At 62.9% G+C, this 24,951-nt stretch carries 21 protein-coding genes; 12 read left to right on the top strand and 9 right to left on the bottom strand.

The genetic code is table 11. The features are described from left to right. Positions 1-100 precede the first annotated feature (100 nt). Positions 101-1,015 (bottom strand): DUF808 domain-containing protein, encoded by a 915-nt coding sequence (locus ACIPZH_RS10150; RefSeq protein ID WP_241804524.1) that lies wholly within the window; start codon positions 1,013-1,015, stop codon positions 101-103. Positions 1,016-1,147: 132 nt separating this feature from the next. On the opposite strand from ACIPZH_RS10150, the gene ACIPZH_RS10145 reads away from it, so the two are divergent. Next, the gene (locus ACIPZH_RS10145; protein WP_039604598.1) at positions 1,148-1,759 is read left to right on the top strand and encodes a TetR/AcrR family transcriptional regulator; all 612 of its coding nucleotides are present in this window, start codon (positions 1,148-1,150) and stop codon (positions 1,757-1,759) included. Positions 1,760-1,939: 180 nt separating this feature from the next. Here ACIPZH_RS10145 and ACIPZH_RS10140 read toward each other — a convergent pair whose 3' ends face one another. Beyond that, positions 1,940-2,380: a heme-binding protein gene (locus tag ACIPZH_RS10140; protein WP_241804525.1), complete on the bottom strand. Its 441-nt coding sequence runs from the start codon at positions 2,378-2,380 to the stop codon at positions 1,940-1,942. A 256-nt stretch (positions 2,381-2,636) separates the two neighbouring features. Here ACIPZH_RS10140 and gcl point away from each other — a divergent pair, with 256 nt between their 5' ends. The 7 genes from gcl (at position 2,637) to ACIPZH_RS10105 (ending at position 11,173) form a co-directional block, all read left to right on the top strand. After that, positions 2,637-4,412 carry a glyoxylate carboligase gene (gcl, locus tag ACIPZH_RS10135; RefSeq protein WP_241804526.1) on the top strand — a complete coding sequence of 592 codons (1,776 nt, stop codon included), beginning with the start codon at positions 2,637-2,639 and terminating at the stop codon, positions 4,410-4,412. Positions 4,413-4,479: 67 nt separating this feature from the next. Then, positions 4,480-5,262 carry a hydroxypyruvate isomerase gene (hyi, locus tag ACIPZH_RS10130; protein WP_400636078.1) on the top strand — a complete coding sequence of 261 codons (783 nt, stop codon included), beginning with the start codon at positions 4,480-4,482 and terminating at the stop codon, positions 5,260-5,262. A 154-nt stretch (positions 5,263-5,416) separates the two neighbouring features. After that, positions 5,417-6,310 (top strand): 2-hydroxy-3-oxopropionate reductase, encoded by an 894-nt coding sequence (locus tag ACIPZH_RS10125; protein WP_267817626.1) that lies wholly within the window; start codon positions 5,417-5,419, stop codon positions 6,308-6,310. 166 nt (positions 6,311-6,476) lie between these two features. Beyond that, positions 6,477-7,751, top strand: coding sequence for a glycerate kinase (locus ACIPZH_RS10120; RefSeq protein ID WP_267817628.1), 1,275 nt, complete (start codon positions 6,477-6,479; stop codon positions 7,749-7,751). Next, positions 7,748-9,163 carry a pyruvate kinase gene (gene pyk, locus ACIPZH_RS10115; RefSeq protein ID WP_241804530.1) on the top strand — a complete coding sequence of 472 codons (1,416 nt, stop codon included), beginning with the start codon at positions 7,748-7,750 and terminating at the stop codon, positions 9,161-9,163. The genes ACIPZH_RS10120 and pyk overlap by 4 nt, the downstream gene beginning before the upstream one ends. A gap of 270 nt (positions 9,164-9,433) precedes the next feature. Next, a complete protein-coding gene (locus tag ACIPZH_RS10110) occupies positions 9,434-10,303 on the top strand; it encodes an urea transporter (RefSeq protein ID WP_400636077.1) in 870 nt (289 codons plus the stop codon). A gap of 45 nt (positions 10,304-10,348) precedes the next feature. Continuing rightward, the gene (locus tag ACIPZH_RS10105) at positions 10,349-11,173 is read left to right on the top strand and encodes an ion transporter (protein WP_241804532.1); all 825 of its coding nucleotides are present in this window, start codon (positions 10,349-10,351) and stop codon (positions 11,171-11,173) included. On the opposite strand, the gene ACIPZH_RS10100 is transcribed toward ACIPZH_RS10105, so the two are convergent. After that, on the bottom strand, positions 11,146-15,633 hold the full coding sequence (locus ACIPZH_RS10100; protein WP_400636076.1) for an NEL-type E3 ubiquitin ligase domain-containing protein: 4,488 nt from the start codon (positions 15,631-15,633) through the stop codon (positions 11,146-11,148). The genes ACIPZH_RS10105 and ACIPZH_RS10100 overlap by 28 nt on opposite strands. A gap of 184 nt (positions 15,634-15,817) precedes the next feature. Here ACIPZH_RS10100 and ACIPZH_RS10095 point away from each other — a divergent pair, with 184 nt between their 5' ends. After that, positions 15,818-16,816 carry a sulfate ABC transporter substrate-binding protein gene (locus ACIPZH_RS10095; RefSeq protein WP_400636075.1) on the top strand — a complete coding sequence of 333 codons (999 nt, stop codon included), beginning with the start codon at positions 15,818-15,820 and terminating at the stop codon, positions 16,814-16,816. A 59-nt stretch (positions 16,817-16,875) separates the two neighbouring features. Here ACIPZH_RS10095 and ACIPZH_RS10090 read toward each other — a convergent pair whose 3' ends face one another. Next, positions 16,876-17,811, bottom strand: a complete 936-nt coding sequence (locus ACIPZH_RS10090) for a class I SAM-dependent methyltransferase (protein ID WP_400636074.1) — start codon at positions 17,809-17,811, stop codon at positions 16,876-16,878. 70 nt (positions 17,812-17,881) lie between these two features. Beyond that, positions 17,882-18,781 (bottom strand): DMT family transporter, encoded by a 900-nt coding sequence (locus ACIPZH_RS10085; protein ID WP_400636073.1) that lies wholly within the window; start codon positions 18,779-18,781, stop codon positions 17,882-17,884. Positions 18,782-18,914: 133 nt separating this feature from the next. On the opposite strand from ACIPZH_RS10085, the gene ACIPZH_RS10080 reads away from it, so the two are divergent. From ACIPZH_RS10080 to ACIPZH_RS10070, 3 genes are all read left to right on the top strand, one after another. After that, the gene (locus ACIPZH_RS10080) at positions 18,915-19,352 is read left to right on the top strand and encodes an Lrp/AsnC family transcriptional regulator (RefSeq protein WP_241804537.1); all 438 of its coding nucleotides are present in this window, start codon (positions 18,915-18,917) and stop codon (positions 19,350-19,352) included. A gap of 449 nt (positions 19,353-19,801) precedes the next feature. Continuing rightward, entirely contained in the window at positions 19,802-21,334 is a 1,533-nt protein-coding gene (locus ACIPZH_RS10075; RefSeq protein WP_400636072.1) for an NCS1 family nucleobase:cation symporter-1, read from the top strand. A gap of 16 nt (positions 21,335-21,350) precedes the next feature. Then, positions 21,351-22,079, top strand: coding sequence for an aspartate/glutamate racemase family protein (locus ACIPZH_RS10070; RefSeq protein WP_400636071.1), 729 nt, complete (start codon positions 21,351-21,353; stop codon positions 22,077-22,079). Between the two features lie 299 nt (positions 22,080-22,378). On the opposite strand, the gene ACIPZH_RS10065 is transcribed toward ACIPZH_RS10070, so the two are convergent. The 4 genes from ACIPZH_RS10065 to ACIPZH_RS10050 form a co-directional block, all read right to left on the bottom strand. Beyond that, positions 22,379-23,041, bottom strand: coding sequence for a histidine phosphatase family protein (locus ACIPZH_RS10065; RefSeq protein WP_400627541.1), 663 nt, complete (start codon positions 23,039-23,041; stop codon positions 22,379-22,381). A 210-nt stretch (positions 23,042-23,251) separates the two neighbouring features. Continuing rightward, on the bottom strand, positions 23,252-23,590 hold the full coding sequence (locus ACIPZH_RS10060; protein WP_241804541.1) for an FKBP-type peptidyl-prolyl cis-trans isomerase: 339 nt from the start codon (positions 23,588-23,590) through the stop codon (positions 23,252-23,254). Between the two features lie 69 nt (positions 23,591-23,659). After that, the gene (locus ACIPZH_RS10055; protein ID WP_400627539.1) at positions 23,660-24,067 is read right to left on the bottom strand and encodes a GFA family protein; all 408 of its coding nucleotides are present in this window, start codon (positions 24,065-24,067) and stop codon (positions 23,660-23,662) included. A gap of 76 nt (positions 24,068-24,143) precedes the next feature. After that, entirely contained in the window at positions 24,144-24,932 is a 789-nt protein-coding gene (locus ACIPZH_RS10050; protein ID WP_400636070.1) for a PhzF family phenazine biosynthesis protein, read from the bottom strand. Positions 24,933-24,951 lie beyond the last annotated feature (19 nt).

Raw genomic sequence — 24,951 nt, 5'->3', positions numbered from 1 at the left:
CGGCAAGCCGGTCCCACAGAAATGGCGCCGCGCCTGAGACAGGCGGGGATAATGTGTGCCGGCTTGCCGGCGATCCGGGGCTTAGCCCCGGCCCGGCACATCAGGTGGCAGGCTTCACCGCCCGCCACAGCTTGCTCGCCAGCGCCACGACAGCGAGCACAACGGCGCCCGCCACAATCCCCACACCACCATTGAGCAACGCGCCAGTAAGCGCCCCGCCCCGCCCTTCGCTGAAGGCCTCGATGGCATGATGCAATGGCGCAACACCGTGTACCAGAATCCCGCCACCGACCAGGAACATTGCCGCCGTCCCGATAACGGACAGGCTCTTCATCATGTAGGGCGCCGCCCGCAGAATGCCGTTGCCCACCACCTGGGCCGCTTTCGAGGCCTTGTGAGTCATCCACAAGCCCAGGTCATCGAGCTTGACGATACCGCCCACCAACCCATAGACACCCACGGTCATGACGATCGCAATACCCGACAGCACGATGATCTGCTGAGTCAACGGCGCATCGGCCACGGTGCCCAAGGTGATGGCGATGATTTCTGCCGAGAGAATGAAGTCGGTGCGCACCGCCCCTTTGATCTTGCTCTTCTCGAACGCCACCAGGTCGACATTGGTATCGGCAACGGCCTCGCTACGCGCACTGTGCTCGGCAGCATCCTCTTCCTTGCTGTGCAAGAACTTGTGCGCCAGCTTTTCGAAGCCTTCGAAACACAGGTATGCGCCGCCGAGCATCAGCAGCGGTGTCACCGCCCATGGGATGAACGCGCTGATCAGCAGCGCCGCCGGCACCAGGATCGCCTTATTGACGAACGAGCCTTTGGCCACCGCCCACACCACCGGGATCTCGCGCTCGGCGCGCACACCCGTGACCTGCTGGGCGTTGAGTGCCAGGTCGTCGCCCAGCACACCTGCGGTTTTCTTCGCCGCGACCTTGGTCATCAACGAGACGTCGTCGAGTACCGTGGCAATGTCGTCGATCAGTACCAGTAAACTGCTTCCTGCCATGTCTGCCTGTTTCCCGTGAAATGAATGGGCCGCAGTCTAGCCCAAAGTCGCTGCCTTGAGCCCCCATCGAGCCCGGTGCTACCATGCTCGATCCCTCTTAGAGGTGGCCAGACACGAGGAAGATCCCTGACCATGAGCACCATTCGCGAGCGCAACAAGGAACTGATCCTGCGCGCGGCCAGCGAGGAATTCGCCGACAAGGGCTTCGCTGCCACCAAGACCAGCGATATCGCGGCCAAGGCCGGCCTGCCCAAGCCGAACGTGTATTACTACTTCAAGTCCAAGGACAACCTCTACCGCGAGGTCCTGGAGAGCATCATCGCGCCGATCATGCAGGCTTCCACGCCGTTCAATGCCGACGGCGACCCCAAAGAAGTGCTCAGTGCCTACATCCGCTCGAAGATTCGCATTTCGCGCGACCTGCCCCATGCTTCGAAGGTGTTCGCCAGCGAGATCATGCACGGTGCACCGCACCTCTCGCCCAACCAGGTGGAACAGCTCAACGAGCAGGCCCGCCACAACATCGAGTGCATCGAGCGCTGGATCGAGCGCGGGCAGATTGCCAAGGTCGACGCGCACCACCTGATGTTCAGCATCTGGGCGGCGACTCAGACCTATGCCGATTTCGATTGGCAGATTTCAGTGATCACCGGCAAGGCCAAGTTGGCTGACAGTGATTACGAAGCAGCAGCCGAGACCATCATCCGGCTGGTGCTCAAAGGCTGCGAGCCCGAGGCAGCCTGATAGGGCGCAAGGGGCTGCTCTGCAGCCCTATCGCCGGCAAGCCGGCTCCCACATGGATTGCGCCGGCTTTAACAAATTGGGCAAGACGGTTGCTGCCACAGATACACCACAGTTAACAGATCGTGGAGTACCTGTGGGAGCCGGCTTGCCGGCGATGAGGCCGGTACAGCCAACAGAAATTCAGGCAGCTACCCCGGCATCCGCCGTCAACCCCACCTCTTCGATCGCACTGATCGCACACTGCTCGTCGATATCCGACGTATCGCCGCTGATCCCTACCGCACCCAGCACCTTGCCATCCTGATCACGGATCAGCACGCCACCTGGCGCCGGCACCACCGGCCGCTCACCCACACCATTCAACGCGGCAAAAAACGCCGGCCGCTGCTGCGCATCCAGCGCCAGCAAGCGCGAACCCTTGCCCAAGGCAATCGCACCCCAGGCCTTGCCCGTGGCCACCCCAGGACGAATCAGGCTGGCGCCATCTTCGCGCTGCAGGGCCAGCACATGCCCACCGGCATCCAGCACCACCACCGTCAACGGCGCAGCATTGATCTTGCGGCCCGCCGCCAGCGCCGCGTTCACCAGGCTGACAGCGACTTTCAGGTTCAAAGCGTTCATGGAAAGGTCCTCTTCTTGTTGTGAGAAGCCCGTAGGCAGTTGGAAAACGATCCATCAAATAGAACACAAGTAAGATTATTTTTGTATACAATAAATTGAAACGATCGTATGCGATGACGCAAATCGCCGTTTTCATGGGCGCTCGGACGAAAGCAACCTCCCCCGATGAAAACCCATTGACCTAAACCGCCAGCCGTGAATACACTCTGGCACAAAGCAAGTTGTATACAATTACAAAATCGATGAGGCACAACCCATGAGCAAAATGAGAGCAATCGATGCAGCCGTTCTGGTCATGCGCCGTGAAGGTGTAGATACCGCGTTCGGCATCCCAGGGGCTGCCATCAACCCGTTGTACTCGGCCCTGAAAAAAGTCGGTGGCATCGATCACGTCCTCGCTCGTCACGTTGAAGGCGCCTCGCACATGGCCGAGGGCTACACCCGCGCCAACCCAGGCAACATCGGCGTGTGCATCGGCACCTCGGGCCCCGCCGGCACCGACATGGTCACCGGCCTGTACAGCGCGTCGGCCGACTCCATCCCGATTCTGTGCATCACCGGCCAGGCGCCACGTGCCCGCCTGCACAAGGAAGACTTCCAGGCAGTCGACATCACCAGCATCGTCAAGCCCGTCACCAAGTGGGCGACCACTGTGCTGGAGCCAGGCCAAGTGCCTTATGCCTTCCAGAAAGCCTTCTACGAAATGCGCACTGGCCGCCCAGGCCCGGTGCTGATCGATTTGCCGTTCGACGTGCAGATGGCCGAAATCGAATTCGACATCGACGCCTACGAGCCGCTGGCCGTCAACAAGCCGTGCGCCACCCGCGTGCAGGCTGAAAAAGCCCTGGCGCTGCTCAACGACGCCGAGCGCCCACTGCTGGTGGCCGGTGGCGGCATCATCAACGCCGACGCCAGCGACAAGCTGGTAGAGTTCGCCGAACTGACCGGCGTGCCCGTGATCCCTACCCTGATGGGCTGGGGCACCATCCCGGACGACCACGCCCAGATGGTTGGCATGGTCGGCCTGCAGACCTCGCACCGCTACGGTAACGCTACCCTGCTCAAGTCCGACCTGGTGTTCGGCATCGGCAACCGTTGGGCCAACCGCCATACCGGTTCCGTTGACGTCTATACCGAGGGCCGCAAGTTCGTCCACGTCGACATCGAGCCCACCCAGATCGGCCGCGTGTTCACCCCGGACCTGGGTATCGTCTCCGACGCAGGCCTGGCGCTGGACGTGTTCATCGAAGTAGCCCGCGAGTGGAAAGCCGCCGGTAAGCTGCAGTGCCGCAAGGCCTGGCTGGAAGACTGCCAGCAGCGTAAGGCGAGCCTGCAGCGCAAGACCCACTTCGACAACGTGCCGGTCAAGCCGCAGCGCGTTTACGAAGAGATGAACCAGGTGTTCGGCAAGGACACCTGCTACGTCAGCACCATTGGCCTGTCGCAGATTGCCGGCGCGCAGTTCCTGCACGTGTACAAGCCACGCCACTGGATCAACTGTGGCCAGGCCGGCCCGCTCGGCTGGACCATCCCGGCGGCCCTGGGCGTGGTCAAAGCCGACCCGAAACGCAAGGTCGTGGCACTGTCGGGCGACTACGACTTCCAGTTCATGATCGAAGAACTGGCCGTGGGCGCGCAGTTCAACCTGCCGTACGTACACGTGCTGGTGAACAACGCCTACCTGGGCCTGATCCGTCAGGCGCAGCGTGGCTTCGACATGGATTACTGTGTACAACTGGCGTTCGAGAACATCAACTCCACCGACGCCGCCACCTATGGTGTCGATCACGTCGCCGTGGTCGAAGGCTTGGGTTGCAAGGCCATCCGGGTATTCGAGCCAGGTGAAATTGCCCCGGCCCTGCTCAAGGCTCAGAAGATGGCCGAAGAGTTCCGGGTACCGGTCGTGGTGGAAGTGATCCTCGAGCGCGTGACCAACATTTCCATGGGCACCGAGATCAACGCGGTCAACGAGTTCGAAGACCTGGCCCTGGTCGGCAACGACGCGCCAACCGCCATCTCGATGCTGGACTGATCGCCTGACGCCCCCGCGCTGCGCCCGACCGAGGGCGCCGGGGGCCTTCATCGCAAGGAGACACATCATGCCTCGCTTCGCTGCCAACCTGTCCATGCTGTTCACCGAACAGGACTTCCTGGCCCGCTTCAAGGCTGCCGCCGATGCTGGTTTCAGCGGCGTCGAATACCTCTTTCCCTACGACTTCAGCGCTGCCGACATCAAGCAGCAACTCGACGCCCACGGCCTGACCCAGGTGCTGTTCAACCTGCCGGCCGGTGATTGGGGCAAAGGTGAGCGCGGAATCGCCTGCCACCCCGACCGCGTGGAAGAATTCCGCGCGGGTGTCGACAAGGCCATCGAATACGCCAAGGTACTGGGCAACACCCAGGTCAACTGCCTGGCCGGCATTCGCCCGCAAGGCCTGCAGTGCGCCGACGTGCGCAAGACATTCGTCGACAACCTGAAATTCGCCGCCGACAAGCTCAAAGCCGCTGGCATTCGTTTGGTCATGGAAATGATCAACACCCGCGACATCCCGGGCTTCTACCTGAACACCACCCAACAGGCCCTGGAAATCCAGGCCGAAGTGGGCAGCGACAACCTGTTCCTGCAGTACGACATCTACCACATGCAGATCATGGAAGGTGACCTGGCTCGCACCCTGCAGGCGAACCTGAACCTGATCAACCACATCCAGCTGGCCGACAACCCGGGCCGCAACGAGCCGGGCACCGGCGAGATCAACTATCGCTTCCTGTTCGAGCACCTGGACCGCATCGGTTACCAAGGCTGGGTAGGCGCGGAGTACAAGCCGCTGACCACCACCGAAGCGGGCCTGGGCTGGCTGAAAACCCATAACGCAATCTAAGAACGCCCGCAGAACCTGTGGGCTGCAGATCAGCCCCGGCAGGTTCCTGCGCCACTGAGACCGAGGGGCCGCTGCGCGCCCCTTTCGCGACACCCGGCCACTCCTGGCGGGGCCGGGTCGCCTGCTCACATAACAATGAAAGAGGTAATTTCTCATGGCTAAAATCGGATTCCTCGGCACCGGCATCATGGGCAAGCCCATGGCTCAGAACCTGCAAAAAGCAGGTCACAGCATTTTCGTTTCCACCCACCACGAGGCCGCACCGGCTGACCTGATCGCCGCTGGCGCCGTGGCGCTGGCCAACCCGAAAGAGGTTGCCCAGGAAGCCGAGTTCATCATCGTCATGGTGCCGGATACCCCGCAGGTCGAAAGTGTCCTGTTCGACCAGAACGGCGTCGCCGAAGGCGTGGGCCCGAACAAGGTCGTGATCGACATGAGCTCGATCTCGCCGACCGCCACCAAGGCCTTTGCCGAGAAGATCAAGGCCACCGGTGCCGCCTACCTGGACGCCCCGGTGTCCGGTGGTGAGGTCGGTGCCAAGGCCGCGACCCTGAGCATCATGGTCGGTGGCTGCCCGAAAGCCTTCGAGCGCGCCCTGCCGCTGTTCGAGGCCATGGGCAAGAACATCACCCGCGTCGGCGGCAATGGCGACGGCCAGACGGCCAAGGTCGCCAACCAGATCATCGTCGCCCTGAATATCCAGGCCGTCAGTGAAGCCCTGCTGTTCGCCGCCAAGAACGGCGCGGACCCAGCCAAGGTGCGTGAAGCACTGATGGGCGGTTTCGCCTCGTCGAAAATCCTCGAAGTGCACGCCGAGCGCATGATCAAAGGCACCTTCGACCCAGGCTTCCGCATCAACCTGCACCAGAAGGACCTGAACCTGGCCCTGCAAGGCGCCAAGGAACTGGGCATCAACCTGCCCAACACCTCCAATGCTCAGCAAGTGTTCAGCACCTGCGTGGCACTGGGCGGCGGCAACTGGGACCACTCGGCGCTGATCAAAGGCCTGGAACACATGGCCAACTTCTCGATCCGCGGCGAGAAATAAGCTTCAAGCTGTAAGCCTCGAGCGGCAAGCAAAAGCAGGTCTGCTTTTACTTGTGGCTTGTAGCTTGAAGCTTGCAGCTCTGGGGACCGCCCCTGGTTCGGCCTGCACGGAGGCAGTTCCAGGGGCGTTTTCGATTCTGCAGAACAACAATAATTGGGAGCCTGCCATGTCGGTCGATCCGCAAAAACTTCTCCGCGACCTGTTCGACACAGCCATCGCTGCCGCCCACCCCCGTCAAGTCCTCGAACCCTACCTGCCCGCCGACCGTAGCGGCCGGGTCATCGTCATCGGCGCCGGCAAAGCCGCTGCAGCCATGGCCGAAGTGGTCGAGAAGAGCTGGCAGGGCGAAGTGTCCGGGCTGGTTGTCACACGTTACGGCCACGGCGCCAACTGCCAGAAGATCGAAGTGGTCGAAGCCGCCCACCCGGTCCCCGACGCCGCTGGCCTGGCTGTGGCCAAACGCGTGCTGGAGCTGGTCAGCAACCTGAACGAAGACGACCGTGTCATCTTCCTGCTCTCCGGCGGTGGTTCTGCCCTGCTGGCGCTGCCAGCCGAAGGCCTGACCCTGGCCGACAAGCAACACATCAACAAGGCGCTGCTCAAATCCGGCGCCACCATCGGCGAGATGAACTGCGTGCGCAAGCATCTCTCGGCGATCAAGGGCGGCCGCCTGGCCAAGGCTTGCTGGCCCGCCACGGTCTACACCTATGCAATCTCCGATGTCCCTGGCGACCTGGCCACGGTCATCGCTTCCGGCCCTACCGTGGCCGACCCAAGCACCTCGGCCGATGCCCTGGCGATCCTCAAGCGCTACAACATCGAAGCGCCCAAAGCGGTCATCGACTGGCTCAACGACCCTGCCTCGGAAACCGTCAAGGCCGATGACCCGGCCCTGGCCCGCAGCCACTTCCAGCTGATCGCCAAGCCCCAGCAATCGCTTGAAGCCGCTGCAGTACAAGCCCGCCAGGCCGGCTTCAGCCCGCTGATCCTCGGCGACCTGGAAGGCGAGTCACGCGAAGTGGCCAAGGTGCACGCGGGTATCACCCGGCAGATCGTCCAGCACGGGCAGCCGCTGAAGGCGCCCTGTGTGATCCTTTCTGGCGGAGAAACCACTGTCACCGTACGCGGTAATGGCCGTGGCGGGCGCAATGCCGAGTTCCTGCTCAGCCTCACCGAAAGCCTCAAGGGCCTGCCGGGCGTGTATGCCCTGGCCGGTGACACCGACGGCATCGACGGCTCGGAAGAAAACGCCGGCGCCTTCATGACGCCAGACAGCTTCGCCCGCGCCGAGGCACTGGGCCTGTCGGCCAGCGACGAGCTGGACAACAACAACGGCTACGGCTATTTCGCGGCACTCGATGCGCTGATCGTCACAGAGCCTACCCGCACCAACGTCAACGACTTCCGCGCCATCCTGATCCTTGAGACTGCACAATCATGACGCCTGATAAGAAAGTCAAAATCCTCGCCACCCTGGGCCCTGCGATCAGCGGCATCGACGACATCCGCCAGCTGGTGGAAGCCGGGGTGAACATCTTCCGCCTCAACTTCAGCCACGGCGAACACGCCGACCACGCCCTGCGTTACCAGTGGATCCGTGAAGTCGAGCAGCAACTGAACTACCCGCTGGGTATCCTCATGGACCTGCAGGGGCCGAAGCTGCGCGTGGGCCGCTTCGCCGAGGGCAAGGTGCAATTGCAACGCGGCCAGGCCCTGCGCCTGGACCTGGACAAGACCCCGGGCGACAGCCGCCGGGTCAACCTGCCACACCCTGAAATCATCGCAGCCCTTGAGCCCGGCATGGACCTGTTGCTGGACGACGGCAAGCTGCGCCTGCGCGTCACCGCCAAGCACGACGACGCCATCGACACCGAAGTGCTCAACGGTGGCGAGCTGTCCGACCGCAAGGGCGTCAACGTACCGCAAGCAGTACTCGACCTCTCCCCGCTGACTGAAAAGGACCGCCGTGACCTGGCCTTTGGCCTGGAACTGGGCGTGGACTGGGTGGCCCTGTCGTTCGTGCAGCGCCCTGAGGACATCGTCGAAGCACGCCAGCTGATTGGCGATCGCGCCTACTTGATGGCCAAGATCGAGAAGCCATCGGCAGTCGAACAGCTGCAAGCCATCGCCGAACTGGCAGACGCGATCATGGTGGCCCGCGGTGACCTTGGCGTGGAAGTGCCGGCCGAAAGCGTGCCGCAAATCCAGAAACGCATCATCGGCACCTGCCGTCAGCTGGGTAAACCGGTGGTGGTGGCCACGCAGATGCTCGAATCCATGCGTTTCTCGCCGGCCCCCACCCGCGCTGAAGTCACCGACGTGGCCAATGCCGTGGCCGAGGGCGCCGATGCGGTGATGCTGTCGGCTGAGACCGCCTCGGGTGATTACCCACTGGAAGCGGTGCAGATGATGAGCAAGATCATCCGCCAGGTGGAGAACGGCCCGGACTACCAGGCCCAGCTCGACGTTGGCCGGCCCAAGGCTGAAGCGACGGTGTCGGACGCCATCAGCTGCGCGATCCGCCGCATCAGCGGCATCCTGCCGGTGGCGGTGCTGGTCAACTACAGCGAGTCGGGCGCCTCGACCCTGCGCGCCGCACGCGAGCGGCCACGGGCGCCGATCCTCAACCTCACGCCGAACCTGGTCACCGCCCGCCGCCTGAGCGTGACCTGGGGCGTGCACTCGGTGGTCAATGACCGTTTGCGCCAGGTGGATGAAGTGGTCACCACCGCACTGGAAATCGCCCAGGCGCAAGGTATGGCAAGCCGTGGTGACACCTTGCTGATCACTGCCGGTGTGCCGTTCGGCAAGCCGGGCTCGACCAACAGCCTGCGGATCGAGACCTTGATCTGAGAGTGTCGGGGGCGCTTTGCGCCAGTTTCGCTAGCAGGGCTGCTACGCAGCCCATCGCTGGCAAGCCAGCTCACACAGGTACGCGCAGGCCTCAAGAACTGCGCGGCCCTGGTGGAAGCTGGCTTGCCGGCGGCGGGCCATAAAGCGGCTGCAAAGCGCTTGACTGAGTGGCTTCAAGCAACGCCCTCCCCTGGCACTGCAACGACAGACACGCGGAAAACCGAGGCCCAAAGAGGCCCACCGCTCTTCCATCAACCTTGCCGACTGCCCATGTACACCAAAAATTTCGTCAACCCGTGCCCCGACTGGGCCACGGCGCTGCTCAACGGCTTCAGCCAGGTGCTGCTGCTGCGCAATCCCCTGTGCGGCCTGTGCTGCCTGCTGGCCATTCTGCTGACCGCGCCCAACCTGGTCGGCGGCGCCCTACTCGGCGCCCTGGCCGGCCTGCTCACCGCCCAGGCCCGCGGCTACGACCGCGCTGACCGTCAGGCCGGGCTGTACAGCTACAACGGCGTGCTGATCGGCCTGCTGATCAGCGCCGTGCTGCCCTGGTCGGCCATTCTGCCGCCACTGATCATCGCGGCTGGCGGGCTGTCGAGCATCATTACCCACCAGTGGCGCAAGCGCGGTGGCAAGCTGCTGATTGCCTATACCGCACCGTTCGTGCTGCTGGGCTGGGCCGTGCAGCTGTTCGCCAGCCCCTCGCCCGGCGGCTTCGTCGAAGCCGACCCGCTGTATGCCCTGGCGCGGGGGGTAGGTCAGATTTTTCTGCTCGACCAGCCATTGGCCGGCGTACTGATCATTGTCGGCATGTTCGTCGCTAATCCCTATGCCGCAATGTGGGCTGTCATCGGCTCGGCCATCGGTGGCAGCGTGGGCTTGTTCGCCGAAGCGCAATCTGCCTGGCTGGGTCTGCACGGCTTCAACGCAGCACTGGCCGCGCTGGCCTTCAGCAGACAGAGTGAAAAGCCCTGGGTGACCCTGCTGGCGATTGCCTTGGCGGTAGTGCTGCAATCGCTGTTCAAGCTGCTACCGGCTCCCGGCCTGACCGCACCGTTCGTCGCCGCCTGTTGGCTGATGCACTTGGGCAGCCACTTGGCACAACCCAGGCAACGCAATGCCAGCCGCTTGCACAGCTGAAACGCAACCCCTAGGCTCACCCCATTGCTTTTGTGGAACGAGCCCATGAATAACCCTACGAGCCTGCGCGAACGGCTCTACGTCATCGTTTTCCAGACCGACACCGTCGCCGGCCGGCGCTTCGACAAGACGCTGCTGTTGATCATCCTGGCCAGCCTGGTCACCGTCATCCTCGACAGTATCGATGAGGTGCACCAGAACTACGCAGGCCTGTTGGCGGGTATCGAATGGGGCTTTACCGCGATTTTTCTGGCCGAGTACATCACCCGCCTTTACTGCTCGCCCAAGCCCATGCGCTACGCCTTCAGCTTCTATGGCCTGGTCGACCTGCTGGCGATCGTGCCCGGGATCCTCGCCCTGTACTACAGCGACGCGCAGTACCTGCTGATCATCCGGGTAATCCGCATGCTGCGGATTTTCCGGGTGCTCAAGCTCGGCCAGTACCTGAACCAAGCCAATTACCTGATGGCGGCACTGCGCGGCAGCAAGCAGAAGATCATCGTGTTTCTGCTCAGCGTATCGACACTGGTGACTGTGTTCGGCACCTTGATGTATGTGATCGAGGGGCCGGAGCACGGTTTTACCAGTATCCCCAAAGGCATCTATTGGGCGATCGTCACCCTCACCACCGTGGGCTTCGGCGACATCGTGCCCAAGACGCCGCTGGGGCAGGTGCTGTCTTCGCTGGTGATGATCACCGGTTATTCGATCATCGCCGTGCCCACCGGGATTTTCACTGCCGAACTGGCCAATGCCATGCGTGGCGAACAGTTGCACCATGACTGCCCAAACTGCCAGAAAAGCACGCATGGCCACGACGCGGCATTCTGCTCGCGCTGTGGTCAGGCACTGTTCGGCAAGCGCGACTGATCCTGCGCCAGCGCCTCGCGTGTCAGCGCCAGCAGCACGTCGCTACGCGCTGCCTGGCGCTCGGCGTGGACTACCCCGACCCTGGCCAGGTATTCGGCCTCGGGTACCGAATCGGCGCTTTCCAGCAATGCTTGCATGCGCGTGTGGAAGGGCGCATCGGCCGCCTCCAGGCGTGCTGCCTGCGTGCGCTGCAGATGCTCCTGCCAGAATTCGCGCTGAGCCAGTGAGACGGCAATCTGCTCATCTGTCTCGTTTGCCTGCACCCGCGCTCGCGCCGCCTCCACGCGTTCAGGCCCCACGCCGGCCACTGCGGTAAACAGCATGCTCCCAGGTTGTGCGGGCAGATCGAGTGCATCACGCAAGGCCACGCGATAGGCCAGGCCCACTTCGATCTCATCCGGATCGGCGCCTGCGGCGCGGCGAGCTTGAATGTCCTCCACAACGATGCGATCGACCTCATCCAACCGCCAGAGTTGTCGGCCCAGGTGCAGCAAGGCGCCCTGCTGATCGCCACTCCCGGCCTCGATACGCGCACGCCAGACCAGCATGCTCAGTTCCAGGTTGCTGAAACACAACGCCACGCTGTCCTGGCAAGTGAGTTGCTGGTTGACCTGATGGAACAACATCTCTCGCAGGCTGGCGTGGTCCTGCATGGCCTGCAGCATGATGAACACCCGCTCCGCCAGTGCTTCGCCGTTCTGCCTGAACTCTGCGGTGTCCAGCAAGCGGCCCAGCAACCGGAAGAAGTCGTCGCCACCGGGCTCCATCTCCAGCGCCTCCCAGCACGCCGACAGTTCGTCACGTGCCAGCACGTTGGCGCTGTCCAGCCAGCGCTGACGCAAGAAAGTGGTCCCCGGTTGCGCTTCCATGTCCAGGTGTGGCATCGACGTCTGCAGGCCCTCAAGGTCGTGATCGTTCAACGGGTTGCCCCAGAGCATGAGCATGCGCCGGCTCCATACCGGTGCCCGATAATAGCTTGCAGGCAATGTGGCGATACGGTTGTCGCGCAAGTCGGCTTGCAGCAGGTCGGGGCAACGCAGCACCCCGGGCGGCAACTCCGTCTGGCCGGTATTGCGCAAATACAGCCGTCGCAACCGAGGCAGCGCGCGCAGAGAAAAGCCGCGGCCCAAAGGGTTGAACGACAGGTTGAGGTACTCCAGGGACTCGCAATGGGCGAGGATGCCCGCCTGTTCCGGGTCGAGCACGATGCGGTTGTTGAACAGGTCCAGCTCGTTCAGGCTGGGCATCTGGGCGATCGCCGTCGGCACTCGGCTCAGGCGATTGCCACTGAGCTCAAGGATGCGAAGCTCTGGAAAAGCGCCCAGGAATGCCACGGGAATATCCTCTAGCTGCATCCCCAGCAACGCCAGTTCAAAAATATGGGAAAACCTGACTTGGGAGGGCAGTTCGGGCAACTGGCCAGGCATGGCAGCGAACATGGCAAAGCGGAAACTCTGCGGCGCCTGGATATCGTTCACCCCCGCAGTGATCCGCCGCTGCCAGCAGTCGATCAGGCAACGCCGGAAATAACGGCGCTCTTCTCGCAGGCCCCGTGATGTTGCCTGGCGCTCCCACTGCTGCAGCCGTTCGCGCAACGCCGCAAGCTCGTTGCCCAGCCGGGTGATTTCCCCATGGACATCGCTGCCTGAGGTGCGCAGGCCTTCAATCCAGGCCAGTATCTGCTCGTCGGAGAAGCCTGGGTACAAATTGCGCACTGAGGCAAACAACCCTTGTGCAGGCCTTCCACGCCGCCCACTCAGCGGGTACCCCAGACGACCATCGGGCTGGCGCTGCGGCAGGCGAAACCAGCCGCGCGAGGGTTGTTCACCCAACAGCTGAGTGACCTCGGCGCGATGCGCTACGGCCTGGCGGCTGAGCAGTACGCGCAAGTTGTGGGCGAATGGCTCACCGACCCCCAACGTATCGCGCAGGTGATCGTCATAGGCAGAGGCCATGACCTCGAACAGCTCGCCAGCCTGGCCCAGCGGCTGGCCTGCGCCATCCAGGCGGCGAAACTGGCCATCTTCATGGCGGATCGCACATTCAGGGCCGCCTTCCCCGGTGACCAGCAAGGGGGCACCGGCATCGCCATCGAACAAGGCCCAGCGCACGCCACCGCCCGCTGGCAAGTGCCTGAGCATGGCAAGCGCCACCCGAGCAAGGTCCAGCTGCTGCTCCACCTCCAGGTAGAACGCTTCGAACACCCTGACCTGACGAATCTGCCGGACATGTACGCGCGCCGCCTCAGCAAGCCTCAACGCCACGCGCCCGCTGTCGGCCAGTCGCTCGCGGTCTGCCAAGTGAGCAGTGCGCCACAAAGCGCGTGCCGCCGATTCATGCAGGCTTGGAAAGACGCGACGCAGCACTGCGGTTTCTGCACTCGATGGAGGCTGGGTAGCGGCGTAGGCCTGCTGGAAGAGCAACCGACGGCGAGCGGCGGCCAGCTCGGCCAACGCCTGCTCGCCCAGCCCCTGGCCACCAGGCAATGCGCGTGCTTGCTGCAAGAGCGCAGCATCATCCACCGGCTGCCCGGCGCGCAGGCGCTCGATCAGTACGCTGATACGCCGGTCCAGCACAAAGCGTTCGGCGCTGTCGAGCAGCACAGCGTCGGGGGCCTGGCCCTCGACATGCAGCGCGCGCAGGTGATCGGCGTGCAGGTCGTGGATCAGCAGAATCTGCTCGATCCGCTCATCATCCAACGCGTGCAGGCTTCCACCAAGCCGGCGAAACAAACCATAGCGGTCATCCCACTGCGCCGGCTGCTCGAACCACAGGCGCCACGCCCCCGCGCCGTTGTGGCGCAGCTGCGGGCCATACCCGTCACGCGGGCGTAGTTGCCACTCACCCTGTGCGCCATGCTGCACCACGGGGTAGCAGTGGCCCTCCATCTCGACCCAGGCGCGGCCATCGAGCCGATGCACGCCCTCCTCATCCACGTGCGCCTGCAGGGGTGGCACGCTGCGGTAATCGGCCAATACCGGACGGCACAGCCGGGTACTACCGTCTTCCAGTTGCTCAGGCAGCAAGCTGTCCACCCTCAGCGAGCGCCGCCAGGTACGCAGTGCCACCCCCACGCCGACAGCAGTGGCGCCCATCACGGCAAGGTCGGTAGCGACATGGGTCACGTGATCGAGCGCCGCGCTGGTGTCTCCTTCATGCCAGGCCTCGACGCCATGGAACACTTCCTTGAGCAAGCCCCATGCAGTGAATGCCAGCAAACCTGTGCCGATCACCGGAATGAACAGGCCAGCCAGGTTCAGCAGCGCCCAGCCCTCTGCGGCCAGGCGTTGGTCGTGCGCCTGCTGCACGGCCCGATCGATGCTGGCGACTGGGGCGGCGATCATCGCCGCGTCATCCTTGATCTGCGCGATACGCGCCGTGCCCAGGGTTTCGAACAATGGCAGGCGCAGGGCCTGCATGTGCTCATCGAGGTCGTAATTGGCCCAATCCGCCAGATCAGCGTAAGCCGGGATGATCACAGAGAAAAATGCCTGACTGTCCCGACGCCGCACGAAGCGGCTGAAGAACCGCTGGTAGTCACGCGTACGTAGCCGCCGCCCCAGGTCATTGGCCAGATGCCGCAGGCTGCTGGACACACACCACGGCCCATGGGGATCATCCGGCACGTACGCCAGCAAACGCCGGGTGGTGTTGCGAACCCAACCCTCATCGATGACGTCCAGCAGCACTATCTGCTCCAGGGTACAGCCCACCAGGCTCAGTTGCCTGGCCACCACCGGATCGCCTTGCAGGCGCGGCGGCGTGCCGTCGCGGCATAACCCCACAACCATCTGCAGTTCGTCGTCGTCGAGTACACCCCTCTGTCTGGCCTTGTAGGCGTCCACCAGCATCTGCTGGCGTTGGGCGTTACCCAACAGCATCGCGACGCTTGCGCGCTGGGCTGTCGGCGCCAGCAGCACGCTGTTGAGGTGAGCCTGATATTGACCGCCCAGGTCGAGGCTGCGACACAGCTTGGCAAACGCCACGGCCGACGGTGGTTTGGCAGCGCCTTTACGTGCACTGGTCAGCCGGTTACCCCGCGGCTGGCCGCCCTCCTCGGCTTGATCTTCAGTGAAATTGCGCAGCGCCGCTTCCAGCAGCGGCATGTCGTCATACACCAGTTCGGTAAGGTGCACGCCCACAGGCTGTGCGTTGATCACCGGTTCACGGTGGCCGGCAATGAAGGACCAGAGATGCACGTTGAAAGGCTCGCCATCGGGCCCTTCCAAGGCCTGCTCCAGACGGCTTTTCGCGAAACTGTCGATACCTTCCAGGCGCGCAAGCACTGCACTGAGTTGCTGACGCACGGCCAGGCTCTGGCGCAACGCCTCACTCAGGCCCGGCAAATGTTCGGCGCGGGCTGCTCGCAGCCACTGTGGCAGGCGTGCGGCAATCAATTGATCCTGGAAGGCCTGTTCCAGGGCAAGTCCATCGGGCTGCGGGTCGGTTTGGTAAGTCATGGCGCGCTCCTCCTTCGGGAGGCGCGAGCTTAGGTATGGCCCAGGGCTGAAAGTGGTTAGATACCTAACACCCGCCTGGGCGCGCGCATAAGCAAAGAGCCATTCGGTCTTTAATCGCCGCGAAGCGAACGGCTATAGTCACTGGCACACTGCCAACCCTCTGAACCCTAACAAGGAATGCTTCGTGAAAAAGCTATTCACCGCCTCGCTGCTGGCGGCCGGCCTGGCGCTGGGCAACTTGGCCCACGCCGCCCCGACCCTGTTGAATGTGTCCTACGACGTGATGCGTGACTTCTACAAAGACTACAACCCGGCCTTCCAGAAGCACTGGGAAGCCGAGCATGACGAGAAGGTCAACGTACAGATGTCGTTCGGCGGCTCGAGCAAGCAGGCGCGCGCGGTGATCGATGGCCTGCCGGCCGATGTCATCACCATGAACATGGCCACCGACATCAACGCGCTTGCCGACATCGGCAAGCTGGTGCCGGACGATTGGGTCACCCGTTTGCCCAACAACAGCGCGCCGTTCACCTCGGCCACTGTGTTCATCGTGCGCAAAGGTAACCCGAAAGCCCTGAAAGACTGGCCCGACCTGCTCAAGGACGGCGTGCAGGTAATCGTGCCCAACCCGAAGACCTCGGGTAACGGCCGCTACACCTACCTGTCGGCCTGGGGCTATGTGCTCAAGCAAGGCGGTGACGAGGCCAGGGCCCGTGACTTCGTCGGCAAGCTGTTCAAGCAGGCACCGGTACTGGATACCGGCGGTCGCGCTGCTACCACGACCTTCATGACCAACCAGATCGGTGATGTGCTGGTTACCTTCGAGAACGAAGCCGAAATGATCGCCCGCGAATTCGGCCGCGACCAGTTCGAAGTGGTCTACCCGAGCGTGTCGGCCGAGGCCGAACCGCCGGTCAGCGTGGTCGACAAGGTGGTAGCCAAGAAGGGCACCCAGGCCGTGGCCGAGGAATACCTCAAGTACCTGTGGTCGCCGGCAGCCCAGGAAATCGCCGCACAGAATTACCTGCGTCCGCGTGATGCAACGGTACTGGCCAAGTACACCGACCGCTTCCCCAAGGTCGATTTCCTGTCGGTGGAGAAAACCTTCGGTGACTGGCGCACCGTGCAAAAGACCCACTTCAACGATGGTGGCGTGTTCGACCAGATCTATACCAACCCGTAATCGCGTGCTGCCTTCACCTGAGCGCCATCATTGCGCCCAAGTGAAGCTTCCCGACTACATCAGGCTGGTGATTCATCGCAAAACACCAAGGCCTTCAAGCCACCCGCCGGATCGGCATCCGGAAACTCCGGCGGGTTATCCAAACGCTCCACGAAAGCCAACGCTGGGGCCTGCTCCGCCATCCCGTCGATCAGAAACTGCGGCCCGATGCCCGGATCGTTCACGCACGCCAGCACAGTGCCACCCTTGGTCAGCAGCTCTGGCAAGCGCCGCAGGATCTTCGCGTAATCCTGGGTCAGCACGAAACTGCCTTTCTGGAAGGTGGGCGGGTCGATGATGATCAAATCGTAAGGCCCGTACTTGCGCACCTTACCCCACGACTTGAACAACTCATGCCCCAGATACGCCACCCGTGATGCATCGTGGCCATTGAGCCGGTGGTTGTCGCGGCCACGCGAAAGCGCCGACTTGGCCATGTCCAGATTGACCACCTGCTCGGCACCACCGGCGATCGCCGCGACCGAAAAGCCGCAGGTGTAGGCGAACAGGTTGAGCACACGCTTGCCCGCCGACTGTTCACGTACCCATCGGCGGCCGTAACGCATGTCGAGGAACAGACCGTTGTTCTGCCGCACGCCCAGGTCGAGCAAATAGGTCAGGCCATCTTCGACCACTTCGCGCTGCTGGCACGGCTCGCCCCACAACCACTCACCCGGGCTGTCCGGCAAGTAACGGTGCTGGATGAGGATCGCTTGGCCGGTCCACTGCGGGCGCTCGGCGAGGGTGCGCAGCATGGCCTGCAGTTCGGCCAGCTGGCCTGCGGCTGGCTCACGGAATAGCGCTACCGACAGCACGCCCTGCAACCAGTCGACGGTGACCTGCTCCAGCCCCGGCCAGCAACGGCCGCGGCCGTGAAACAGGCGACGGGTTTCCTGGGGTGCGGGGTCGAGGGCGGTAAGCAGATGCTGTTCGAGGGTGTGGATCGGCGAAGTCATGGCGGGTCGCAAGCAAATAAAAGGAAGCATTCTACCCCGCGAGGCTGCTGGTGGGGCGCGCAACCGCGCCTCACTGGCCTTTGGCAGTGATCGGCGCCGAACGGAACCACCACCCCTGCTGCATGCCCGCCGCCGCCAGCAAGATCAACGCCACACCCAGCCATTGCAACGGCACCAGGCGGTGCCCAAAGGCCACCCAGTCGACCAGGATCGCGGCGATCGGGTAGATGAATGAAAGGGCGCCGGTCAATGCCGTGGGCAGGCGCTGGATGGCGCTGTACAGCAACACATACATCAACCCGGTGTGCACCACGCCCAGCATCACCAGGCTGGTCAAGGCCGAGGGCTCGCCAGGCAGACCGCCCGGCTTGACCCACGGCGCCAACAGCAACACCCCGGTCGCTACCTGGATCAGGGCGATAAGATGCGGTGGCGTGCCGTTCAGGCGCTTGATGATCAACGCGGCAATGGCATAAAGAAACGCCGCCCCCAGCGCCAGGGCAATGCCCAGCAGGTACTCTTCACCGCTGCCCTGCCCTGCGCCATGGGCGCTGACGATGGCCAGCATGCCGAGGAACGCCACGCTCAGCCAGGTGACCTTGGCCACAGTGATCTTCTCGCCCAGAAACACTGCCGCCAGCCCCACCAGCAGGAACGGCTGCACGTTGTACACCGCGGTGCCGATCGCGATCGACGCCCGCGAATAGGAGGCGAACAGCAACACCCAGTTGCCGACGATGGCCACGCCGCTGGCGATTGCCAAGAGCAAGGCCGTGCGGCTGATCACACCAGGTTTGAGAAAGCCGAGCGCCGCACAGACCAGCAGCAACGTGCCGGTGCCAAACACACACCGCCAGAACACCACTTCCAGGACCGGCTGCCCCGATACCAGCACGAACCAGCCGATAGTCCCGGAAATCAGCATGGCAGCGACCATTTCCAGCGAGCCACGGCGCAACGAACTGTCCATCTCACACCTCCCTTGACGATGACGGACAGTATGCAGAGGCCCACAGTTGGCCCTCCAGCGGATAACCAAGGAAAAATGCCTCCTCAGCCTTTACTATCAAGGCAAACCAGCAATTGAACCTTATGAGGCGTATATGACCGATGCCATCGACCAGCTCCTGATCAACGCCCTGATGGAAGACGCCCGCCGCTCACTCAAAGCGCTGGCGCACATCAGTGGCCTGTCTGCACCCAGCGTCAGCGAGCGCCTGCGCCGCCTGGAAGAGCGCGGCGTACTGCGCGGTTACACCGTGGATGTCGATCCGCGCTGCTTTGGTTACCAATTGCAGGCCATCGTACGCATTCGCCCGCTGCCCGGGCAGCTGCAGGAGGTGGAACGGCAGATTATCGCGATTCCCGAGTTCACCGAGTGCGACAAGGTAACGGGCGAGGATTGCTTCATTGCCCGGCTGCATGTGCGGTCGATGGAACAGCTCGACACCCTGCTCGACCGTATCAATGTGCTCGCTGAAACCAACACGGCGATCATCAAGAAAAGCCCGGTGAAGCGGCGCTTGCCGCCGATGAATTGAAGCGCCGGAAAACCTGACCCACGCCTGTACACACAAACGTCACCTTAAGTGCCATTTTTGTGTGCATAAGTGCTAGCAATGCCCCAATACGTTACATACGCTGCGCAACTAAATCTGACCAAATGATCAACTAATTATGCATGAATAAAATTAAACCTGTTCAATTGGTCAATTTATAGTGCCGTCAATTCATCTACTTAGCTTTCAAAGCGATAGTTTTGAAGTAAACGCAACTTGAAGTACGTTCTTCGCCTGGCATGGAACTCGCTTTTGTGTGTTCGTGTTTTGTATACAAGTTAAACAAAACATAAATACACAAGAACCCGCGACGCCGCCCCAACCCGGCCGCCGCGCCCAGAACCCAGTGATGCCAACGCTGCACTGACGAGATGGCGAGCCCGTGCGCATGCCCGCTCATCGCAGTCCACGTGCATCAGGAGCCTGCCGGAATGAGTACCAGCCTCGACCTTGCCCCTGAACTATCCGTCGCCAGCACCCACCCCTCGTCCTCCCTGGCCGGCCATGCGCCGCAACTTGAACTCAGCCCGCGCCTGCATAACCGCGACCTGGCGCCGACGCGTATCGAAGGCCGCCGCTGGGGGCGCTACAGCATCTTCGCGTTGTGGACCAACGATGTGCACAACATTGCCAACTACTCCTTCGCCATGGGCTTGTTCGCGCTTGGCCTCGGCGGCTGGCAGATTCTCCTGTCCTTGGCGATCGGCGCCGCGCTGGTGTACTTCTTCATGAACCTTTCCGGCTACATGGGGCAGAAGACCGGCGTGCCATTCCCGGTAATCAGCCGCATTGCCTTCGGCATTCATGGCGCGCAAATTCCCGCGCTGATCCGTGCTGTGATCGCCATCGCCTGGTTCGGCATCCAGACCTACCTGGCTTCAGTGGTGCTACGCGTGCTGCTCACGGCGGTGTGGCCGCAACTCGCCAGTTATGACCAAGACAGCATCCTCGGCCTGTCGAGCCTGGGCTGGGTGTGCTTCGTGGCAATCTGGCTGGTGCAGCTGGTGATCCTCGCCTACGGCATGGAGATGGTGCGCCGCTACGAGGCATTCGCCGGCCCGGTGATCCTGCTGACCGTCGCCAGCCTGGCGGTGTTCATGTACTTCAAGGCCGATGCGCGTATCGCCTGGTCGGTGGCCGAGCCGCTGACCGGTTACGAGATGTGGCGCAACATATTCGCCGGCGGCGCGCTGTGGCTGGCGATCTACGGCACCCTGGTGCTCAACTTCTGCGATTTCGCCCGTTCCTCGCCATGCCGCAAGACCATCCGCGTCGGCAACTTCTGGGGCCTGCCGGTGAACATCGTGGTCTTCGCGCTGATCACCGTGGTGCTGTGCGGCGCACAGTTCCAGATCAACGGCCAGATCATCGACAGCCCGACCCAGATCGTTGCCAGCATCCCCAATACGGCCTTCCTGGTCCTCGGCTGCCTGGCCTTCCTGATCGTCACCGTGGCGGTGAACATCATGGCCAACTTCGTCGCCCCGGCCTTCGTGCTGAGCAACCTGGCGCCGCGGCACCTGAACTTCCGCCGCGCAGGGCTGATCAGCGCCACCGTGGCCGTGTTGATCCTGCCATGGAACCTCTACAACAGCCCGCTGGTGATCGTCTATTTCCTGTCTGGCCTGGGCGCCCTGCTGGGCCCACTGTACGGGGTGATCGTGGCCGACTACTGGCTGCTGCGCAAAGGCTGCATCAACGTGCCGGAGCTGTACAGCGAACATCCGGCCGGGGCTTACCACTACAGCAAGGGCATCAACCTGCGTGCCGTCGCCGCGTTCCTGCCGGCAGCGCTGCTGGCCATCGTCCTGGCGCTGGTGCCCAACTTCCATGCCATCGCGCCGTTTTCCTGGCTGATCGGTGCCGGCATCGCCGCTGCGCTGTACCTGCTGATCGCCCCTCGCAACCGTCAATACGCTGATGTCAGCGGCGAGTGCATCGCCGTCGACCACAGCAGCCACTGATCAAGGAGCAGTGCTCATGCGTATTCTGATCGCCAACGTCAACACCACCGAAGCCATCACCGAGGCCATCGCCGAGCAGGCCCGTAGCGTGGCGGGCCCCGACACGCAGATCATCGGCCTGACCCCCTGGTTCGGTGCCGAGTCGGTGGAGGGCAACTTCGAGAGCTACCTGGCTGCCATCGCCGTTATGGACCGCGTGCTGGCTTATGAGGGGCCCTACGATGCCGTGATCCAGGCCGGCTACGGCGAACATGGCCGCGAAGGCCTGCAGGAACTGCTGAACGTGCCGGTGGTGGACATCACCGATGCCGCCGCCAGCACGGCACTGTATCTGGGCCACGCCTACTCGGTGGTGACCACCCTGGACCGTACCGTGCCGCTGATCGAAGACCGCCTGAGGCTTTCGGGGTTGTACGACCGCTGCGCCTCGGTGCGCGCCAGTGGCCTTGCCGTGCTGGAACTGGAGGAGGACCCACAGCGTGCAGTGCAGGCGATCGTCGAACAAGCCGAGCGGGCGGTGCGCGATGACAAGGCCGAGGTGATCTGCCTGGGCTGTGGCGGCATGGCCGGGCTGGATGAGCAGATTCGCCAGCGCACCGGGGTGCCGGTGGTCGATGGCGTGAGCGCGGCGGTGACCATTGCCGAGTCGTTGGTGCGGATGGGGCTGAGCACCTCCAAGGTGCGGACCTATGCCACCCCGCGGACCAAGAAAGTCGTGGGCTGGCCGATGCGATTCGGCCGGTAAGCGCCAAGGCGCATTCCCGCCCCCACAGACCAACAGCACCGCCGGCCCCTGGGGGCAGTCCAATTGCGCCGGCTTTCATAAATTGGGCAAGCCGGTTGCTTCCACGGGTAAAGCGCAGGACTGAAGCACTGCGCGGTCGCGGTGGGAGCCGGCTTGCCGGCGATAGGGCCAGCGCAGTCGCCTTGTCATCCAGGCCAAGCGCCGAGCACCCCCAAGGCCGTCAGACCAGCAGCACCAAACCCAGCAGCACCAACACTTGCCTGATGTTTCAGCTTGGTTGCCAGGACAGTGACCACGAATCAGGTTGGGCAGCTGTGCGCACCGCCATCCAGGCCCTGGCGTACGTTGCGGCTGAGCAGGCTGGCCTTGCCGTCGCGCCAGGTCAGGGTCAGCACATACAGGGTGTCGAAATCGTCGCCCTGCCAGTCCTCGGTGATCACCCGGTCCTCACCCAGCGCCTTGCCGGCGACGGTATTGATCAGCTCCGGCAAATAACCATGGGACCAGGCAGTGTAGACAGTGGCGTTGCGGTATTTGCCGCTGAGCAACTCATCCGCGAGCTCATCGGTATCGTTCGCACCGTAATCGATATTCACCGGCAAGCCGAGACGTATCGCGCTCGGGGTGATGGTCATCAGTGGGCGGATGTAGCTGTAACGCTGGTCATTGACGCCTTCCTCGACCTCTCGTGTCGGGTTGGCGGCGAAGACGAAATCGGCTTTGCCGAAGCGCTCAGGCAGCAGCCTGGCCAGGTCCAGCGCGCGGTTGAGGCCTTGACAGTTCAACTGCCCCAACCCTTCGCCGGGTTTTTCGGCATGGCGCAGAAACACCAGGGTCTGGGTACCGTCGACAGGTTGAACGCGGTTTTCGACCACTTCCAGGGCCAAGGGCACCGCCGCAGCAGCGAGTGCGAGGCCCAGCAGCAGATGGCGACGACGGCGAACAAACGTGGGCAACTTCATGAAGGCAGGCTCTTGTGGCAGACAATTTGGGTCGACCCGCCACACTGCCCTGAGGCCCAAGAGGCCCGGCATCCTTGTAGTGAATGCCATCCCTGGCCAACGAGTAGGGGTCAGAGTGCCCTCAACGCGTTTGGTTCCTCCCTGGGCAAGACCTACGGTAACCCACACATGTTGCGAAATTATTCCAAGCCTGCCAGCCGCGCCCGAGGCTCAGTCATCCCGCGTCAACACTTCGAGCAACTCGATCTCGAACGTCAGGTCCGAATTCGGTGGGATCGCACCCACGCTGCGCTCTCCATAACCCAGGTGCGCAGGCACCTGCAGCTTGCGTTTGCCCCCTACGCGCATGCCCATCAGGCCTTGGTCCCAGCCCTTGATCACCCGGCCCGTGCCAATCACGCACTGGAACGGTTTGCCGCGCGACCGGGACGAGTCGAACTCGCTGCCATCGGCCAGCCAGCCAGTGTACTGGGTGGTGATCAGGGCGCCTTTGACGGCAGCTTTACCGTCGCCTTCGACGAGGTCGGTGATTTGCAGTTCGCTGTTCATGGGCATGCTCCAAGGGTGACATTCAAGGCCGCCCTTTTCTCAGGAATGCACGGCATTGGCAAGCACCACTCACCCCAATTGCTCGAAAGCTTGCTGGCCCGTCAGCTCGGTAGTCTGGTTGGCAAAACAGTACCAGGCAGGTTTCTGCTCGACGAATATCTGCAGGTCGAAATCCCAGGCCTCATCGCCGTCCAGCAGGCCCACCGGCACCGCGTAGAAATCGTTGGCCTTGAGCCGGTAATACAGGTGAGTGCCGCAGCGCCCGCAAAAACCGCGCTGGGCCCAATCGGAAGAATCGTAGACGCTGGGCGAACGCCCTTCGATGACCGGTGGCTGGCTGCAGTGAACGACCAGCAATGGCCCACCGGTCCACTTGCGGCACATGCTGCAATGGCAAGCGCTGATGTGGGTAGTGTCGACGGTGACGTGCAGCCGGGTTTCCCCACAAAGGCAGCTGCCGTGCTTTTCCAGGGTCATGGTGAGGCTCCTTGCGTTGGGTGGAGGGCAAGTATAGATCGCCCCCGCGCAATGGCTCGCAACCCCACCAGGCCGGTCAGACGAACACGTTGCCGCGTAGGTAGAGCGCCGCCCGCCCGCTGATGATCACTCGGCCATTGCCCGGCACTTCACAGTGCAGTTGGCCCTTGCGCGCACCACCCTGCTCACAGGTCAGGGTGCTCTTGCCCAACCGCTGCGCCCACAAAGGCGCAAGCGAAGTGTGCGCAGAACCTGTGACCGGGTCTTCGTTGACACCCACTCGCGGGCCGAACCAGCGCGTGACGAAATCGTATCCGCGCCCGGGAGCGGTCACGGCGATACCCCGCACATCGAACGCCGACAAGGCGACGAAGTCCGGCTGCAGCGGGTCCAGAAGCGAGGCGTCATCGATCATCACTACATAGTCGTCGGACCGATACACCGCACTCGCCCCACTCAGTCCCAGTGCCTTGAGCAAACCGGCGGGCGCCTCGACGGCGACCGGCTGCTTGGCCGGGAAGTCCATGGCCAGCAAGCCGTCGGCGCCTCGGCTTACCCGCAATTCACCGCTGCGGGTGTTGAAGCGCAGTACTTCAGCCTGCTCGCCCAACTGCTCGAACAGCACATAGGCCGATGCCAAGGTGGCATGGCCGCACAGGTCGACCTCCACCGCCGGGGTGAACCAGCGCAGGTCAAAGGTCTCCCCATTGCGCACGAAATAGGCGGTTTCGGAGAGGTTGTTCTCTTCGGCGATGCGTTGCAGCACGTCATCAGGCAGCCAGCTTTCAAGCGCAATCACGGCAGCCGGGTTGCCACCGAACGGTTCTGCGCTAAAGGCATCGACCTGAAAGATCTCGAGTTGCATGCGAACACTCCTTGTGGCC

This window comes from Pseudomonas sp. NPDC089758, assembly GCF_044748705.1.
In the GTDB taxonomy this organism is placed as follows: Bacteria; Pseudomonadota; Gammaproteobacteria; order Pseudomonadales; family Pseudomonadaceae; genus Aquipseudomonas; species Aquipseudomonas putida_X.
Note: the sequence above shows the minus strand (reverse complement) of the source record. Positions and strands in the feature narration are given on the sequence as shown.